Genomic DNA, 17,788 nt, shown 5'->3' with positions numbered 1-17,788 from the left:
GCCGGAAGGCGGGCGGGGGAACCTCGGGGCGGTTCCCCCGCCTCGGGGGACACTGGCTACTCGGCGAGGGGGAGGTACACGCGTCTGCCCTGTTCGGAGAACTCCGCCGACTTGTCGGCCATGCCCCGCTCGATGGCAGCGACGGTGTCCAGGCCGTGCTCCTCCGCGTAGCGGCGCACGTCCTGGGTGATCTTCATGGAGCAGAACTTGGGCCCGCACATGGAGCAGAAGTGCGCCGTCTTGGCCGGTTCGGCCGGCAGGGTCTCGTCGTGGAAGGACCGGGCGGTCTCGGGGTCGAGGGACAGGTGGAACTGGTCCTGCCAGCGGAACTCGAAACGCGCCTTGGACAGCTCGTCGTCCCACTCCTGGGCCCCGGGGTGCCCCTTGGCCAGGTCGGCGGCGTGCGCGGCGAGCTTGTAGGTGATGACGCCCGTCTTGACGTCGTCGCGGTCGGGCAGCCCGAGGTGCTCCTTGGGCGTGACGTAGCAGAGCATCGCCGTGCCGAGCCAGCCGATCTGCGCGGCGCCGATCGCCGAGGTGATGTGGTCGTAGCCGGGGGCCACGTCGGTGGCCAGGGGGCCGAGCGTGTAGAACGGCGCCTCGCCGCACAGCTCCTCCTCCAGGCGCACGTTCTCCGCGATCTTGTGCATGGGGACGTGCCCGGGTCCCTCGATCATCACCTGGACGTCGTGCGCGCGGGCGACGTGGGTGAGCTCCCCCAGGGTGCGGAGCTCGGCGAACTGGGCCTCGTCGTTGGCGTCGGCGATCGACCCGGGGCGCAGCCCGTCGCCGAGGGAGAAGGTGACGTCGTACTCCCGGAGGATCTCGCACAGCTCCTCGAAGTGGGTGTACAGGAAGCTCTCCCTGTGGTGGGCCAGGCACCAGGCGGCCATGATGGAGCCGCCCCGGGAGACGATGCCGGTGACCCGGCGGGCGGTGAGCGGCACGTACCGCAGCAGCACCCCCGCGTGCACCGTCATGTAGTCCACGCCCTGCTCGCACTGCTCGACCACGGTGTCCCGGTAGACCTCCCAGCTGAGCCGGGCCGGGTCCCCGTCGACCTTCTCCAGTGCCTGGTAGATGGGCACGGTGCCGATCGGGACGGGCGAGTTGCGCAGGATGCGCTCGCGGGTCTCGTGGATGCGCCTGCCCGTGGACAGGTCCATGACGGTGTCGGCGCCCCAGCGGGTGGCCCACACCATCTTCTCGACCTCCTCGGGCACGGAGGAGGTGACGGCGGAGTTGCCGATGTTGGCGTTGATCTTGACCAGGAAGTTCTTGCCGATGATCATCGGCTCGGACTCGGGGTGGCAGCGGTTGGCGGGGATCACCGCGCGGCCCAGGGCCACCTCGGAGCGGACGAACTCGGGGTCCACGCCCTCGCGTTCGGCCACGAAGCGCATCTCGGGGGTGAGGGTCCCGGCCTTCGCGCGGGCGAGCTGGGTGGACGCGCCGCCGGCCGGCGGGCGGTCCCCGGCCCAGGCCAGGCGGGTCGGGGGAAGGCCCCGGTGGACGTCGACGGACACGGCGTCGTCGGTGTAGGGGCCGGAGGTGTCGTACAGGTCGAAGTGGCTGCCGTTGCTGAGTCCCACCCTGCGCCGGGGCACGCGGAGCGTGTGGCCCTCCGGGGTCACGACCTCGCGATAGACCTTGGATGATCCCATGATGGGACCGGTGGTCACCCGGTGAACGGCGGTGTCGGAACCTCTGGTGGAACTGACGTCACGACCGTCGGTAGCCGTCATGGCATGCCTCCCTACGTCGGAATTACCCGAACAGGTTCTGCGGTCGGCGACACCGTCGAGTCGCCCTCTCAGCCCGCCATGGCGCGAGCTCCCGCGTTGCGTATTCACATGTGTGGGCACGTCGTGCGTGCCGCGGCGCCTCGATCCCGGCGCCGGGGCCCTGCGGCCCCGCACACCATACACAGGTCCGCCCCCGCTGTGTCCACCGCCACAGGGGTCAGAAAAGTGTCCCCGGTTCGCCACCCCCGGTGTCGGTGAGGGGTTCGAGCAGGTCGGGACGGTTGTTCTTGATGGTGTTGACGTCGGTGGACACCTCGTCGACCGCGAACCGGTCGACGGGGGTCTCCCCCAGCAGGTGCGCGAGCTCGTCGGCGCCCGAGGCGGGGTCCAGCCAGGCGGCCCAGTCCTCCGGAGGCACGACGACCGGCATGCGCTCGTGGATGTGGTCGAGCCCGGGCGCCGCCCCCGTGGTGATGACCGCGCAGCTCCACACCCAGGCGGCGGGGTCGTCCTCGGGAACCTCGGGGTCGCGCCAGCGCTCGAAGATGCCCGCCATCGCCAGGGGGCGGTCGTCCCGGTAGTGGATCGCGTAGGGCTTCTTGTCGGCCTTGGCCTTGCGCTTCTTGTGCTGGGGGTCGGTCGCGGGCGAGGTGCTGGCCTGGACGGTGCCGTCCTTGCCGACGAGCTGCCACTCGTAGTAGGCGTCGGCGGGCAGCAGGCACCGGCGGCGCCGGTAGGCGGTGCGGAAGGCCGGCTTGTCGGCGACCGTCTCGCTCCGGGCGTTGATCATCCGGTAGCCGACGTTGCGGTCCCTGGCCCAGGAGGGGACGAGGCCCCAGCGCAGCGTGTGCAGGCTCCTGGGCCCGGGCGGGCCCTGGTCGCCGGCCCGGGGCGGCGACCCGAGCACGGCGTACACCGGTCTTCCCGGCGAGATGTTGTAGTCCGGCTCCAGCTCCTCCAGCGGCGGCCACGACCGGGGATCCGCCTCCTCGGTGAGGGCCTGCTCGGGCAGCCCGAAGGCGAGCTGCAGCTGGTGCACGTTCCGGGACTGGGCATAGCGACCGCACATGTGTCCGATACTACGGCGTGGCCTTCCCGCCCACCGCCGGAACACAGGCGCGGACGGGGCCCGGTCACCACTGCGGGTCGAGGGGCTCCCCGGCGCGCCGGCGCCCGCGCCCACGGGCGGGGGCCTCCCGGCCGGCGTCCGCGTCCCCGCTCAGCGCACCGTCCGCGGGTGCGCCGTCCGCGCGGTGGCCCCGCCATGCCTGGACCAGGCCGACGAGGACCGCCAGCCCTCCGAGCGGCCCCAGGGTCCGGGGCGCCCAGGAGTCCAGGGCGCGCAGCAGCACCGACCTGACGCGGGCCTGCTCGGCGTAGCCGGAGACCTGGTTGTCCGCCATGGCCAGTTCCGCGTGCAGGAGGGGGACCTCGCCCCCGTCGTCCTGCGGACGCAGGGTCTCCGCACGCGTCTCGTGGGCGTCGACCACGATCCCGCTGACCGGCTCCACCCAGAACGTGCGGCTCACCTCCAGCCAGCGCGTGGCGGTGACCGTCCCCCGGGCGCCGGACCGGAACAGCTCGGCGGGCACCGGGCGCGCCGACTCCGGAACCTGGGCGGCCTCGACCCACTGGCTGTACCGGCGCACGGGGACCCCGGCGACCTCATCCCACTCCTGGAACTCCAGCATCGGCGCGGAGCGCACCTCCGCGTCGTAGAACGGGTGGTCGCCCTCCTCCGCCCCGGGCGGCCACGAGTACACGAGCCCCGCCTGGCGGACCGCGCGGTCGCCGTCGACGTGCTCGCCGCAGCAGTTGACCGCCCTGCCGGTCTCGCGGTCCACGATCACCCGCCGGCTCCAGTGGTCGATCATCCGGTCGGGCGCCGAGGTGTCCACGGACACCTCCCACGCCGACCAGTCCCCGCCGTGGGCCGAGCCGTCCACACGGGTCACCCGGGTGAGCTCCGCGGCCTCCACCCACCGCCAGGTGGAGGTGTCGAGGTAGCCCGCGTCCTCGTCGACCATCCTGACGTCGAACCGGGTCTGCGCCGGCAGCAGGGCGATCCTCTCGTGCACGTACAGCGGCAGCAGGGCGGCCAGTGTCAGCAGGAACGCCCCCAGCGCCACCATGACGGCGCCCCGCGGCACGGCGCGTGCGGGGGACCCGGGCGGGCCGACCTGGCTGTCGGCCGGCGTCCCGATCGCGCTCATGCTCGGGCCTCCTCGGAGTCGGGCTCCCTCAGGTCGTCGTCACGGGGCTCCGCCGCCGGGGCGCCCCGCCCGTCCGCCCCGCCGGGGTCCGGACGGCGGGTGGACCCGGCGGCCCCCGGATCCGCCCGGGCCTCCCCCCGGGCCGGGGCCGGGTCGGCGTCGTCCGGGTCCCCGTCGCCGCGCTGCCCCAGGGCCAGGACGAGCCTGGCGAGCGCGGGCAGGCACAGCAGCTGGGCCGCCCAGCCGCGCAGCGCTCCCCCGAACGCCTCCGTGACGTCGTGGAAGGGCATGTACAGGGCCAGGTGGGTGCCCAGGGCCAGGGACAGCCCGGCCAGGCCCAGCGACACCACCGGGGGCCACGGCCCGGCCAGGTGGGGCAGGAGGCGCCCGCCCATCGACGGCCGTCCCGGTCTGGCGTGCCTCAGCCGCCGGGGCGCGCGGCGGCCCAGCCACCACATGCACAGCAGGATCAGACCGACCAGGGCCGCGCCGACCCAGCCCGCGACCCAGACCCCGTAGGCCAGGCCGAGCGGCAGGACCGCCCAGCGGCCCGCCCAGCCGGGGCCGGCCGCGGGCAGGGACCGGGAGCCGCGCGGGGGCGAGGACCGGTGGGCGCGCCCGCCCGGCAGGAGCCGGCGGGGCCACAGCGCCGCCACCACCAGCACCGCGGCCAGGACGGCTCCGGCGGCGAGGGCTCGGTGGTAGGCGGCGTCGGGCGTGTACGTCAGGGTGACCGTGCCCGCGCTGCCCTCCGGGAGGACCCAGGCCTGCTTCCACCCCTCCAGGCGGATCGGCTCCAGCGGCGCGTCCCCGCCCTCCAGGACCGCACGCCAGCCCTCGTTGAAGTTCTCGTTGACGACCAGGAAGCTGTCCTCGTCGACGTCCACGTCGAACCGGCGCTCGCCGGGCCCCCACTCGTGCAGGGCCTCCACCTCGGCCGTGGTGACCTCGGCCCGGTCCGCGGCGGGCCCGGCGGAGCCGATGAGCGCCGAGCGCACCTCGTAGCGGTTGCCCGGGTCGACCACGACCCGGTTCTCGCCCTCGACCAGGTCCAGGTCCGTGCAGCTCTCGTAGGGCACCGGCCGACCGGTGAGCTGGTCGGCGAGGGCTCCCCCGCTGATCCGGGTCTCCACGCGCTGTCCGTTGACCCGCAGCGTGGGGCCCAGGCCGCAGGCGGTGGACGCGTCGCCCTCGGGCAGCGGGTCGACCGGTTCGACGCCCGGGATCTCGACGGTGCCGATCTCCAGCGCCTGCCCCTCGGGGCGCTCGAACGTCACCCGCAGCGAGGACGCGGTGAACTCGGCGAAGTCCACCCGGCCGCTGCCGTCGATCCAGCCCTCGCGTACGGTGCCGCCGCCCTCGACGGTCACGCGGATCGGCCGCATCACGCTGTCGGCGCGCGGGAACTCGACGGCCAGGTACCCGATCCCGGTGGGAGCCCCCAGGTCGATGTCGAGCCAGGGGTTCTTCTCCTCCGGGTCCGGGTACCAGACGGTGCTCTCGTCACCGTCCAGGACGCCCCGGCCCATGGCCGCCGGGTGCTCCACCGCGGTGGAGGAGGCGGTCACGTGCGGGTGGGGGCCGGCCCGGTTCGCGGCGTTCTCCGCCTCCCTGGGGTCGGTGAGCACGACCTCGCCGGTCACGGAGTGCGGCGCGGAGGCCGCGTCCGCCGACAGGTCGAAGGTGCGGTCCAGCCCTCGTGCGTCCTCCCCCTGCACCTGGAGGCGCGGGTTGCAGACCCACACGTGGGAGCCCTCCATGCAGCCGGGCGCGGTCCCGGTGGAGCCGGTGAACAGCAGCGTCCCGGCGTCCGCGGGGCCGGGCACGCGCAGGGTGCGGTCCAGTTCGAGGCCGGGGACCGAGACGGAGGCGATGCCCACGCGGGTGCCGAACCGGTACTCGGGCTCCCAGGCGAGCTCGTCCACGCGCACGCGCAGCGTGCCGGTGGGCCCGGGCGGGGCCATGAGCTCCTGCGGCTCCGCCGTCGCGGCGACGGGGACCTCCGCCTCGCCGTTGTCGGTGACCAGCGTGACGCGGGAGGGCGGTGGCTCGTCGGCGAGCTGCTCGAAGGCGATGCTCAGCCCCGTGAGGTCCTGGGGCTCGGAGAACTCGATCTCGAGCCACTGGCCCAGGGCCCCGGTGAAGGCGCTGGACCGCCACGAGGTGGTGAGGTCGTCGTCGAGCGCGGCGTGCGGGGCGTGCCCGGGGTCGCGGTCGCCGGCGCGCGCCCCCGCACCGCTCTCGGACGAGGAGGCCCTCACCGAGTCGATCCCGATGTCCTCGGCGTGGGCGACGTGGTCCTCCCAGGCCGGGTCGAGGACGTCGGGCGCGGGGACGTCGCGTTCGAGTTCCTCGTCCTCGGTCAGGGTCGCGGACACGTTGCGGCGCACGTCGGGGTAGACGACCTCGCGGCGGCGGGCGGTGTCGGTGACGATCGTGTCCTCCGCGGCGATCCCGGCGGTGCCGGGGTCGTCGCCCAGGAGGACCGGGCGGTCGTCGGTGAGCAGGCCCTGCTCGGCCAGGTGGAGCACGGACTCGGGTCCGCCGGTGACCCTCAGCGTCCCGTCGGAGGGAACGGTGCCCACGGTCGGGGCCGCCTCCCCGACCTCGTAGACGGTCAGGGCCGGGTACGGCTGGTCGAACCACTGGGAGGCGGACTGGTGGTCGAGGGAGCCGATCACCGGGCCGAACTCGGCGGCCTCGGTGATGCCGGGCGAGTTCCGGAGGGCCTGGTGGACGCGTGCGGGCCAGCCGCCGTTGTTGGCGGTGCGCTGGAGGTCGTTGCGGACCAGGAGGTGGGTGACGCCCATGCGGGCGAGGGTGGCGGAGAGCCCGGCGGAGCCGCGGCCCGAGGAGACCCTCTGGTCGATCTCGTGGGTGATGCGGGAGACGCCCGCCGAACCCCACGGGATGATCTGGTGGTTGGTCCAGGCCCCGTCCAGGAGGGGCTGCAGGGGTTCGTCGAGGGGGCGCCCCCACTCGTACTCGCCGCGCGCGGAGCCCGGCAGGGCCATGGTCATGCCGCGCTCGTCGGAGCGCTCCTCCAGCCAGTCGGCCGCGTCGTACCAGTACTCGGGGATCCGCTCGTAGCCCCCGGCGGGGGCGATGCCGACGGTGCCGACGGGCACGAGGGTGACGAGGAAGACGGAGGAGGCGCCGCCCGCGACGGCCCGGCGGACGCGCCCGGGGGCGGGGCCCCCGCCGCGGTCCGCGCGGTCGCGCGCCACCACGACCGGCAGGTGGGCCAGGCCCAGGACCAGCGGCAGGCGGATCAGCGCGTCGAACTTGTGCACGTTCCGGAACGGGGAGAGGGCACCGTCGAGGAGGGTGCGCACCGTCTCCGCGAAGGGCCCGGTGAGGTCGCCGGTGAAGCCCGCGACGACGACCGCGGTGCCGGTCAGCAGGCTCGTGATGAGGAACAGCCGCTCGGGGGTGCGCCGGTTGACCAGCCCGGCCAGGCCGAGCCCGGCGACCACCGCGGTCGCCGCGATCAGCCAGGGGGTGGTGGACAGCTCCGCGCCGGAGGGCAGGGCGGTGTTGCCCTGGTCCGGGAGGAACCCCATCCAGTTGGAGGTGCCGCGCAGCGCGTTGACCAGGGACGTGACACCGGTGGTGACGGCGGCGTCCTCCGTGTAGGGCATGAACGAGTACACGTACCGCGACATGATGAGCAGCGGCCCGACGTACCAGGACGAGGCCATGACCAGGGCCGCCGTCCACCACACCATGAGCCGCCGCTTGCGGGGGCCGTTGGCGCGGGTCAGCAGGTAGAGGCCGGGGACGACCAGGACGGCCAGCTCGGAGGCGGCGTTGGTGCCGCCGCACAGGAGGAACGCCAGGCCCGACAGCAGGGCGGCGCGGACCGGGGAGTACCCGTGCCGGGCCCCCAGGACCAGGGGGAGCAGGATCCACGGCATCAGCAGCATGGGCTGGAGCTCGGCCGAGTTGTACGACAGCAGCGTCAGCACGCGGGGGGCCAGGGCGTAGGCGACCCCGGCCAGGATGCGCGTGTCGGGGGTGCCGATGCCCAGGGCCCCGGCGACCTTGTAGACGCCGGTGAAGGCCGCGACGAGCAGGACCGCCATCCACAGCCTCTGGACGAGCCAGTCGGGCATGCCCAGCGAGTCGAACAGCAGGTGGAAGGGGCCGTTGGGGAAGAAGTACCCGTAGGCCTGGTTCTGGATCTGCCCGAAGTAGGAGGCGTCCCACAGGTGCAGGGCCCGCTCCATGAACCCCAGGGGGTCGGCCGTCAGGTCGATCTTGGTGTCGCTGACGATCCTGCCGGGGTCGATGCTCGCTGCCAGAGCGCCCAGTAGCAGACACACCGTGAGGACCTTGAGCCGTGTGATCAGCTTCTGGTCCAGCCCTCCGCGGGGGGCGGTCGGTGTGCTGGAATCCTCCGGTTCGCGCCTGGCGGTGGATTCCGCCGAAGTCACATTCGCTCTTTCCTGCCTGCTGCCCCGGCCGGGGCGCCCGGGGTGGTCGTGGTGGCCGGGGCCTCTCCGGCGCCGGGATGGTCGGGGGTCCCGCCGGGGAGGCCGAGTTCGGCGGCGACCAGCCTGGCCATCCGCGCGCCGCTGGCCTCCCAGGTGAACCGGGCGGCCCACGCGAGGCAGGCGCGGCGCACGGCCTCGGCCCGGCGGGGGTCGGACAGCTCCTCCAGGGCCCTGGCGACCGCGTCGGCGAGGTCCTCGCCCTCGCGGACCAGCCACCCGGTCTCACCGTCCCGCACCGAATCGCGAAGTCCGTCCACATCGTAGGCCACGGTGGGCACGCCGAGGCGTGCGGCCTCGATGACGGTCAGGCCCCAGCCCTCGAACTCGGAGGCGGTCACGTGGAGGTCGCACGAGGCCAGGACGTCGTTCTTGTCCTCCTCGGAGAGGAACCCGTGCAGGCGGACCCGGTCGCCGGTGCCGTCGCGCACGACCTGTTCGGCGAGGTGGTCGCCCTCGGGGCCGCGCCCGATGATGTGCACCTTCAGGCCGGGATGCTCGCCGCGCAGGCTGCGCGCCAGGTCCGCCACCTGCGAGACGCGCTTTTGGACGACGAGGCGGCCGAGGCTGACGACGGCGGGGCTCCCGAGCCCGGTCGCGGGGCCGGGGGGACCGGGGAGGAGCCGGCCGGAGGGCGCGGTCCGGGGGTGGTGGAGGGCGGCGGGGCGCGGGGGCGGCTCCGGGGGCGTGCCCCCGTTGTGGACGATCTCGATGGGCGCCCTCCAGCCGAGCTTCTCGCGCATGGCCCGGCGGGAGGACTCCGACACGGTGACGGTGGTGCAGCCGCGGTACACGCGGGAGGCGACGGCCGACTCGATGAAGCGGCCCACCCGGGCGAGCGGGGCCGAGAAGTAGGCGTTGAACTGGAGGTCGTGCACGTGGTGGACGACGCTGACCACCCTGGTGCTGCGGCGCAGGACGAGCCGGGACAGGAAGGGGATGCCGTTCATGCAGTCGAAGGCGAGCAGGTACTCGCGCCGCCACAGGGCGAGCCACGCCATGACGCGCGGGTAGACGGTGAACGTGCCGCCCATGCGCCTGATGACGATGCCGTCCCGGGTCTCGACGCGGGCCTGCTCGGGTTCGCGGCTGGTGAGGAAGGTGACGATGGCGCCGCGCTCGGCCAGGTGGCGGCTGATCCGCCAGGCGTACTCCTCGGCTCCCCCCGCGGCGGCCTGCCAGGGGTCGCGCCAGTTGATCATGACCAGGCGGACCCCGTCGAGGCGCGGTCCGAGGTCGGGGGGCGCCTCCGTGCCGGCTTCGGCCGGGGCGGGGGCGGTGACGGCGGCCGGGGACGCGGCGACCCGGGGCAGGGCGGGCTCCGCCCCGGGGCGGACCTTCTGGAAGACCACACGCTCTCCTTCCGCGCGGAGTCCGGGAGGATCGGCCGAGGACACCCTCCGCGCGCGTCCGGACACGCACGGCGATCACGCGGGGGAAGGGTGGAACGCATGCCGAACAGACCCGTCGACCGGACGTCTGTGGGGGGGCGGCCGGGGACGGGGGCCGCGGGGTTTCGGGGGGGGCGCCCCGCTGGGGACGGGGCGCCCGCTGTCCTCCGTCGAACTCGGGCTTCCTAGCGGTCGCCGTAGTTGTAGAGGGTTTCGTTCACCGGCTCCACGGTCGCGGTCGAGTCCGTGGCGAGGCTGGTGGCCAGAACGGTGCCACCCCCCGCCAGGGCCGCGCCGATGACGCAGGCGGCGATTACCTTGATCACTTGGGGATCTCCTTCCGCGCGCCCGACCCCGAACTGGGGCCGAGGCACTGGAAAACGAGACTAGAACCTGATCTAGCCATAGACCAGATGATTGCCCCAACTGTAACTAACCCGCCGGTAACTTCCAACCCCGGGATGGTGGCTTTATCCGCCTTGATGTGGTGATCCTGGACCTCCAGAAGCACCATGTCGGCCCCCTCCACCACCACGGACAGCCCGTCGACCCCCGACCAGAACTGGTTATCGACCGGTGCCGACACCGCCACGTACCGCACCCCGGCCCCGGCCAGGACCCCGGGGTCCAGCCGCTCGGGCAGGCCGGTTCCCGGGTCCGGCCGCAGCAGCCCGGCCACCTCCCGGGCCCGGACGTCCTCGCCGGTCACCACCACCGCGCCGCCGTCCGGCGTGCCGACCACCAGGTCGTCGTTCCACACCGTCCGCCGGTCGAAAAGCCTGGTGGCCGGGTCGAGCACGACGGTCGGCCGGCCGGACCAGTCGATCCCCCGGTAGGCGCTCCACGGGAGCACCAGCACCGCCCCGGGGCGCCCGTCCCCGGCCACCGCCCGCTGGGCCTCCAGCCAGGGGGCCGGGTAGTCGGCGGGAGCCAGCGCACCGCCCGCGCCCCACAGGAGACCGGGGAGGGTCACCACGGGAAGGAGCCCCGCGAACACCGCCAGCACCATCCGCCACAGTCCTGCGCGCTCCGTGCGGGAGCCGCCCCCCGGCGGGGGGCCGTCTCCCCCCGGGGAACGGACGGCGCCCGCCGCGGAGAGGCCCTCCGGCGGGGCGCCCCCCTCCCCCGCCGAGGAGGAGCCCGACAGACACAGCACCGCCGCACCCAGCCCGAGCGCCTGCACCAGCGCCAGGGGGGCGACGTAGAGCTGTCCGTCCCGCAGCACCCCGAACCCCGGCCACACCCCGACCAGCCAGGCCAGGAGCTCGCGGCCGGGGGCGGTGGCGCCGAGCAGGGCGATCGCCAGGCCCGCGACGGCGGCCGCGGAGAGCCCCGCCCCGAAGGGGGGCCGTCGCCTCCGCAGCAGCGACGCCCAGCCCGCGAGCGCCGCCAGGCACAGGAGCAGCCGCGCAGCGGCCGTCACCGGCTCGCCGTAGCCCGCCGGAACGGCCCCCGAGTTCCACACCCCGCCCAGGAGCAGCAGGGACACCGCCGTGCCGAACGGGGTGTCGGACCTGGCGGCGAACGCCTCCACCCCGGCCGGGTCGGTCCCCGCCCCGCTCGTCAGCGACGGCAGCAGCCACGGCAGCGCGACCGTCACCAGCGCCGCGAGGAAGATCCCGGTCCGCGCCCACCGGCCTCCGCCGTGTCCGACCGCCCCGGGCGGGGCGCCGTCGGGCGCCCGACGGGCCCCCGACAGAGCCACCGGGCCCGCCGTGAGCCCGGTCAGCACCACGGACGAGAACCCGCCCACGGCCGCCGGGACGAGCGCGCGCACGACCCCGGCGAACCCCGCTGCCGGCCGGACCGCCGCCGACCGGACGACGGCCCCCACCACCCACGGCAGCCCCGCGTAGCCCAGGAGCACGGCCCACTGGCCCAGCAGCAGGCGTTCGGCGACGAACGGGTTCCACACGTACGCCAGGCCCGCGGCGGCCGAAGCCGCCAGCGCCCCGGCCCGCACCGGCCCGCTCCCCGCCGACGCGCGGACGAACAGGACGGACGCCCCCGCCCCTCCCACGGCGAACACCGCCAGCAGCGCCAGCGCCTGCACCGCGTCACCCGGCAGCACGCGCGACAGCGCGGCCACCACCACGTCGCTGGGGACGGCCCGGGGGAAGCCGTCCGCCCCCTCCAGGACCGTGCCCGGGGACAGGTCCGGCACGAACACCATGTCGTAGCGGAGCACGTACCCGGGGCCGAGCGCCGGACCGAGCGCCAGGACACCGGCGAGCAGGCCCACCGCCCACGGCAGCAGGCGTGCCGCCCACCGGAGCCCCCGGGCGCCGCCCGCGGCACCGCTCCGCACGGCCATCAGCCGCCCGCCAGGAGCGCGCTGTCGGAGAAACCGCCCTCCACGTAGTCACGGTAGGAGCGGACCACGACCTCGTAGGCGCCCGACACCGTCGCCGTCCAGCGCGGCTCCTCCCCCGCCGAGCCGAGCGTGCGCCAGCCCTCCCCGTCCTCGGGGCCGCGGCCGTCGCGCCGTTCACAGCCCCCGTCGGGCTCCGAGGGGGCGGGCGGCGGCGCCTCGGGCTCCGGGGTCGGACCGGGGGCCGGCGGGGGCGGGTCCGTGGGGGCCGGGTCCGGCGCCGGCGGCGACGGGGGCGCGCCACCGTCCGGAGGGGCCGCGTTCCCGTCGTCCGGGCGGCCCGGCACCCCGTCCGCGTCCTCGGGGGCCGCCGGGGACCTCCGCTCGTCGGCGGACACGCAGTCCAGCGGCCGCACCCACACCTCGTAGTGGGAGGCCTCCTCCACCGCGTCCCACACCACCGTCGCCCCGCCGTCCCGGACCGCGATCCCGTCGGGGCCGGGGGGCGGGTCGTCGTCCCACACCAGCTGCAGGGGCTCGGACTCCGCGCCCTCGTCCCTGCCCTTGAACGGTCGCACGACGAACTCGTACCGCGCACCGCTGAACAGCGACCCCACCAGCACGGACCTGTCGCCGCCGTCGTCCTCCACCTCGACGGGCAGCACCGACGCCTCGTCGGGATCGGGCTCCACCCGGCGCTGCACCACCCGGTAGCCGGTCGCCCCGGGCACGGCCTCCCAGCTCAGCACGAGCCCGTCCCCGGACTCCTCCGCGACGGGCTCGGGAGCGGTCGGCGGCCCGACGGGCACGCGCGGGAGCGGGCGCTCGAACGCCCGGCCCACGCCCAGCGGCTCGGCGAGCGCGTCGGCGAACGCCGCGGCGATCCGCAGCTCGCCGCGCGCGTTCGGGTGCGCCTCGTCCCAGTTGTCGCGCGCCGGCGCGTAGCCGTCGGCGACCCGGGCGACGACCACGGGCGAGTCGCTGGAGGTGAGCTGCCGGGCCAGGTCGACCAGTCCCATGTTGAACCGGGCGATCTCCCCGTTGAACCGGCCGTCGTCGCCGGTGCCCTCCACCGCGGGCAGCTCACCGATGACGAAGCGCGTCTCGCCCTGCACGACACGGACCGTGGACACCGTCTCGCCGATGCCCTCCAGCGCGTGGTCCGCCCCGCGCCCGGCCAGGATGTCCTCGGTCCCGGCGAGGAGCAGCAGGTACTGGGGGGCGTGCTCGGCCGCCACCTCCGCCACGCCGGTGGCGAGTTCCCTCGTGGAGGTGCCCCAGCGCGCCGCGTGGTCGGTGTCGAAGCCGGGGTCGGCGTAGTCCCGGTTCCCGGGCTCCCCGTCGTCGAGCCCGTACAGGTCGTCGCGGGGCCCGACGAAGTCGATCTCGACGCCGGCCTCCCGCAGGTGGGACCACAGGTGGAAGCGCCAGGTGTAGTCGCCGCTGCTCCCCTGGGTCAGGGAGTCGCCGACCAGCATGAGGCGCAGCTCGCCCGCGGGCGGCCCCGGAACCGTGACGGGCTCCTCCGCGACGCCGTCCCCCTCGCCCCGTACCCCTCCCGAACCGGTCTGGAGGAGCAAGAGGGTGACGGCCATCGCCGCGAGCATGACGCCCAGGAGCCCGAGCGGGCCGGGCTCGAAGCGCGAGGAGCGGTACCGCCAGGGGGCCGGGCGCGGCCAGGGCAGGCCGCGCCACGAGAAGCCCCGCGCGTACCCGCGCCACGCGGGCGGGAGCAGCCCCGCCGCCCGCGACCACGGCGGGGGGCCCGCCCCGCCCGCCGCGGAGGAGTGCTCCTCCGTGTCCGGTTCCGGGGCACCGTTCGCGCCGTCCCCCGCCTCCGCGCGCAGAGGGCCGGCCGCCCCGCCCCGGGGCTCGGAGGTGTCCTCGCCGGGCTCGCCTGGGTCCTTCACCATGCCCCATTCCTCGCCGTCGCGCCCTTCGACAGCCCCGGAACAGGTTCTATGCCTACTCCCGGAGCTGCTCCGTCCCTGGCTGTTCAGACGAGGACATGGGGCTCGTCAGACCAGACTAGAACTGGTTATATGGAGGTCGTCAACCGTCCAAAGTCCTCCGGCGGCCGATGTGGGACCGCGCATCCCGACGTTAGCGCCACCCGCGTCCGCCGAACCCCCCGCCCCGGCGCCGCCGCGCCGGGCGCCGACGCGCGGGCCCTCCCGATGCCGCCGCCTCCGAGCCGAAAGGCCCTCTCGTGATCGGACTCCTGGTCGCGCTCCTGTCCGCCGTGGTCTACACCGTCGGCCTGAGCGTGCAGCAGCGTGCTCTGCACGGGTCGGAGTCGATCTCGGTCAACCGCCCCCTCCACCTGGCCCGCGTACTGCTCGGCAACCCCCGCTGGGTGTTCGGCTGCCTCTTCACCGCACTCGGCAGCGTGGGGCTCATCGTCTCCCTCGGCCTGGCGCCGGTGTCCGTGGCCCAGCCCGCGTTCGCCGCCGGGGTGGCGTGCGGCATCCTCGTCATCACCCTCGTCGTGGGCGACCGGATCACCCGGGGCGAATACGTGGCCCTGGCCCTCATGCCGGTCGCCCTGGGCCTGCTCACCCTGTCGACCGCCGACGGCGCGGAGACCGGGACCACCGCCGACCCGGGGCTGCTCGTCACCGTCAGCCTGGCCACCGTGGCGGTGTGCCTGGCCGTGGTCGCCCTCACCGGCGGCAGCGGCCGGTCCATGTCGGCGGCGGCCCTGGGCGCCGCGGCCGGCTTCGCCCAGGGAAGCGCCGGACTCCAGGGCAAGGGCCTGGGCGGGCTGCTGGCCGACCACGGCCTGTGGGCCGCCGTGGTCCCCGCGCTCCTGTCCCCCTACCCCTACCTGTACGCGGTCGGGTGGGCGGTGGGCATCGTCCTCTTCCAGACCTCGCTCCAGCGCTCCCGGGCGTCGATCACCGCACCGGTGTCCAACGTGGCGGGCAACGTGTTCATGGTCGTGACGGGCACGATCCTGTTCGGGGAGCGGCTGCCCGACGACCCGCTCATGCTGGCGCTGCGGATCGGCGGCTTCGCGCTGACCCTGGTCGTGGTGGTCCTGGTGCGCGGCAACGTGGCCCGGGCCGAGGCCGACACCAGCCGCAGGCGGGCGCACCTCGCCGACGCCGCGCCGACCGGCCCCTCCCCGCACGGCACGGACGCGCCCGGGGCCTGACCCCGGCCGCCCGGCGGAGCCCCGCGCCGCCGCCGCGCACCGGAGACGGCGGCGGGCCCGGGCCAGGCGGCCACGGGCCCGCCGCCGGGGGACGACAGGTGCGGGTCAGGCGGCCACGGAGACGGCCTGGCGCAGCCCCGGAGCGGCGACGTCCGCCCAGGCCCGCACGACGCTGTCGGGCCGGCCGGTCTCGTCGTCGGCCAGGATCAGGCCGGGCTCGGCCACCCAGGCGCCCAGGTCGGCGAGCAGGATCCGCAGGTCCTCCTCGATGCCGTGGCTGTTGCGCAGGTCGTCCACGACGGCCAGCGGGACCGCGACGGTGTGGCCCAGGCCCAGCTCGGGCAGGCGGTCGAGGAACACCTTCAGCAGGCCGGTGTAGGTGCCGTGGGCCTGCGGGGACGCGACGAGCAGGACGTCGCTCCGCCGCACCGTGTCCAGGGCGGCGTCCACGGCTTCGGAGGACTCGGAGAGCAGTTCGGGGCCCAGCTCCGCGAGGTCGATGACGTCGGGGGCGGAGGCGACCCCCGCGCGGGAGGCCACCTCGGAGGCGGCGCGCAGGGCGGCGTCGCGGACGGCGGAACGGGAGCGGGGGGCGGCGACGAGCACGGTGAAGCGGGTCATGCGGAACTCCTGGGTTCGGTCAGAGCGAGCCGGGATCGACCGGAGGAAACGTCGGGGGGCGGCGATCGGGGTGCTGACACCGGAGAGGACGTCGTTCCTCTTACCGACACGGGGAGCGGACCTCGTCGTCCGGGACTCGGTGCGTCGGGCCTGGCAGGGAGGCTCCGCGGGCCGGGGTACGACCCGGGCCCAGAACTGGGAGTGATGAGCGTCCGGTGTCTGCGGTAGGGCACGGTCACGGGGTACACCCGTGGCGCGGGGCTGCGGCCCCGCAAGGCACTAGCTACGACAGAGCGCGCTCGCCTGCTGTCTCAGATCGACATGCAGGCGCTGGACAAGCAGCTCACCGGCGGACATGCCTCCATCATGAGGCGCGGCGGCCGCTATCGTCAATGCGTGCCGACCCCCCGCCTCGCGACGACAGGCCCCGACGACGTACCGTCCAGCCCTCGGACAGCCGTCCCAGGGGACGGAACGCCCCAGCTCCGCTGGGGATACGGGGCGCACCGGCGGGAAGCGCACCCCCCTCCACACGGCGCCGGCACGCCGATGTAATTTGCGCCACACAACCTTCGCCCTCCCGTTCACCGGGCGCCGCAGACGCAGAGAGAGCTCGAACATGGCCCACACCCCCGTCACGCTCACCAACGCGCGCGTCGTGACCCCCGACGGAGTCCACGACGGCTGGCTGCGGGTCGAGAACGGCCGCGTGGCCGCGCTCGGCTCGGACGCCCCCTCCCCCGGAGCCTCCCCCGGCGAGGTCCGCGACCTCGCCGGCTCGTGGGTCGTCCCCGGCCTGGTCGACACCCACATCCACGGCGGGGCCGGGCACGCCTTCCCCGAGGCTGACCCGGAGGGCGTCCGCGAGATCGTCGCCTTCAACCGCCGCCACGGGGTGACCTCCCTGGTGGGGGGCCTGGTGGCCGCCACCCCCGAGGAGACCGTCCGCCAGGTGGCGGCGCTCGCCGAGCTCTGCGACGCCGGGGAGCTCGCGGGGATCTACCTGGAGGGGCCGTTCATCGCCCGCTCGAAGTGCGGGGCCCACGACCCGGAGCTGCTGCGCGACCCGGACACGGCCGAGTTCGACCGCTGGCTGAAGGCCGGCCGGGGGCACGTGCGCATGGTCACGGTGGCCCCCGAGCTCCCGGGCGCGCTGGACCTGATCGGCGCCGCCGTGTCCTCGGGGGTGGTGGCCGCCGTGGGGCACACCGACGCCGGCTACGAGCAGACCCTGGCGGCCTTCGACGCCGGGGCGACGGTGGCCACCCACGTGTACAACGCGATGAGGCCGCTCAACCACAGGGATCCGGGACCGATCGCGGCCGCGCTGAACGACGGCCGGGTGACCCTCGAACTGATCATGGACAACGTGCACGTCCACCCCGGCGCGGCGGCCCTCGTGTTCGCGGCCGCGGGCGCGGACCGGGTGTCCCTGGTGACGGACGCGATGTCGGCGACCGGTCTGGGCGACGGCGAGTACACGCTGGGCGATCTGCGGGTGCGCGTGAGCGGCGGCGAGGCGCGGCTGGTGGAGAACGGGGCGATCGCCTCCAGCACCATCGTGCTGCCCCGGGCCGTGCGCAACGCGGTCGAGGGGCTGGGGGTCGGCGTGCCCGAGGCGGTGCGGTCCGCGTCGTCGGTCCCCGCGGCGGCGCTGGGCCTGGCCGGCGCGGGACGGATCGAGGTCGGGGGCCACGCCGACCTCGTCGTCATGTCGGATGGGCTCACCGTGTCCGACGTGATGTACCGGGGGGCCTGGACGGCATGACGGCGTGTCGCCATCCGGGTGCGTAACGGTATTATAACCTTGAGTCACAATGGCGGCAGGGCATCGAGGAGAGCATCCGCGCTCGACAC

11 protein-coding genes and 1 riboswitch are annotated in these 17,788 nt (G+C 74.9%); of the genes, 2 read left to right on the top strand and 9 right to left on the bottom strand.

From position 1 onward, the window contains the following. Nucleotides 1-56 precede the first annotated feature (56 nt). The 8 genes from thiC to ACIRPH_RS14830 form a co-directional block, all read right to left on the bottom strand. Nucleotides 57-1,745 (bottom strand): phosphomethylpyrimidine synthase ThiC, encoded by a 1,689-nt coding sequence (gene thiC / locus ACIRPH_RS14865; RefSeq protein WP_402914176.1) that lies wholly within the window; start codon nt 1,743-1,745, stop codon nt 57-59. Further along, a riboswitch (TPP riboswitch) is annotated at nt 1,739-1,850 on the bottom strand. It overlaps the preceding gene by 7 nt. Nucleotides 1,851-1,962: 112 nt before the next feature. Further along, nucleotides 1,963-2,814, bottom strand: a complete 852-nt coding sequence (locus tag ACIRPH_RS14860) for an SOS response-associated peptidase (RefSeq protein WP_402914173.1) — start codon at nt 2,812-2,814, stop codon at nt 1,963-1,965. 64 nt (nt 2,815-2,878) lie between these two features. After that, the gene (locus ACIRPH_RS14855; RefSeq protein WP_402914170.1) at nt 2,879-3,958 is read right to left on the bottom strand and encodes a DUF3068 domain-containing protein; all 1,080 of its coding nucleotides are present in this window, start codon (nt 3,956-3,958) and stop codon (nt 2,879-2,881) included. Next, nucleotides 3,955-8,394, bottom strand: a complete 4,440-nt coding sequence (locus tag ACIRPH_RS14850) for an alpha-(1->3)-arabinofuranosyltransferase (RefSeq protein WP_402914167.1) — start codon at nt 8,392-8,394, stop codon at nt 3,955-3,957. The genes ACIRPH_RS14855 and ACIRPH_RS14850 overlap by 4 nt, the downstream gene beginning before the upstream one ends. Beyond that, nucleotides 8,391-9,803, bottom strand: coding sequence for a glycosyltransferase family 4 protein (locus ACIRPH_RS14845; protein ID WP_402914165.1), 1,413 nt, complete (start codon nt 9,801-9,803; stop codon nt 8,391-8,393). The genes ACIRPH_RS14850 and ACIRPH_RS14845 overlap by 4 nt, the downstream gene beginning before the upstream one ends. 224 nt (nt 9,804-10,027) lie before the next feature. Beyond that, nucleotides 10,028-10,168: a hypothetical protein gene (locus ACIRPH_RS14840; protein WP_402914162.1), complete on the bottom strand. Its 141-nt coding sequence runs from the start codon at nt 10,166-10,168 to the stop codon at nt 10,028-10,030. Continuing rightward, nucleotides 10,165-12,156, bottom strand: a complete 1,992-nt coding sequence (locus ACIRPH_RS14835) for a hypothetical protein (RefSeq protein ID WP_402914159.1) — start codon at nt 12,154-12,156, stop codon at nt 10,165-10,167. The genes ACIRPH_RS14840 and ACIRPH_RS14835 overlap by 4 nt, the downstream gene beginning before the upstream one ends. After that, nucleotides 12,156-14,066 carry a GDSL-type esterase/lipase family protein gene (locus ACIRPH_RS14830; protein ID WP_402914156.1) on the bottom strand — a complete coding sequence of 637 codons (1,911 nt, stop codon included), beginning with the start codon at nt 14,064-14,066 and terminating at the stop codon, nt 12,156-12,158. Before ACIRPH_RS14830 ends, ACIRPH_RS14835 begins: the two co-directional genes overlap by 1 nt. Nucleotides 14,067-14,362: 296 nt before the next feature. Between ACIRPH_RS14830 and ACIRPH_RS14825 the strand changes: the two genes are divergently transcribed. Further along, complete coding sequence (locus ACIRPH_RS14825; RefSeq protein WP_402914153.1) at nt 14,363-15,310, top strand: hypothetical protein; 948 nt, start codon at nt 14,363-14,365, stop codon at nt 15,308-15,310. 105 nt (nt 15,311-15,415) lie between these two features. Here ACIRPH_RS14825 and ACIRPH_RS14820 read toward each other — a convergent pair whose 3' ends face one another. Continuing rightward, the gene (locus tag ACIRPH_RS14820) at nt 15,416-15,931 is read right to left on the bottom strand and encodes an NADPH-dependent FMN reductase (RefSeq protein WP_402914150.1); all 516 of its coding nucleotides are present in this window, start codon (nt 15,929-15,931) and stop codon (nt 15,416-15,418) included. A 619-nt stretch (nt 15,932-16,550) separates the two neighbouring features. Here ACIRPH_RS14820 and nagA point away from each other — a divergent pair. Then, a complete protein-coding gene (gene nagA / locus ACIRPH_RS14815) occupies nt 16,551-17,699 on the top strand; it encodes an N-acetylglucosamine-6-phosphate deacetylase (RefSeq protein WP_402914147.1) in 1,149 nt (382 codons plus the stop codon). Nucleotides 17,700-17,788 lie beyond the last annotated feature (89 nt).

Source organism: Nocardiopsis sp. NPDC101807, assembly GCF_044766605.1.
Lineage (GTDB): Bacteria > Actinomycetota > Actinomycetes > Streptosporangiales > Streptosporangiaceae > Nocardiopsis > Nocardiopsis tropica.
This window is presented reverse-complemented; position numbering and strand designations above follow the sequence as displayed.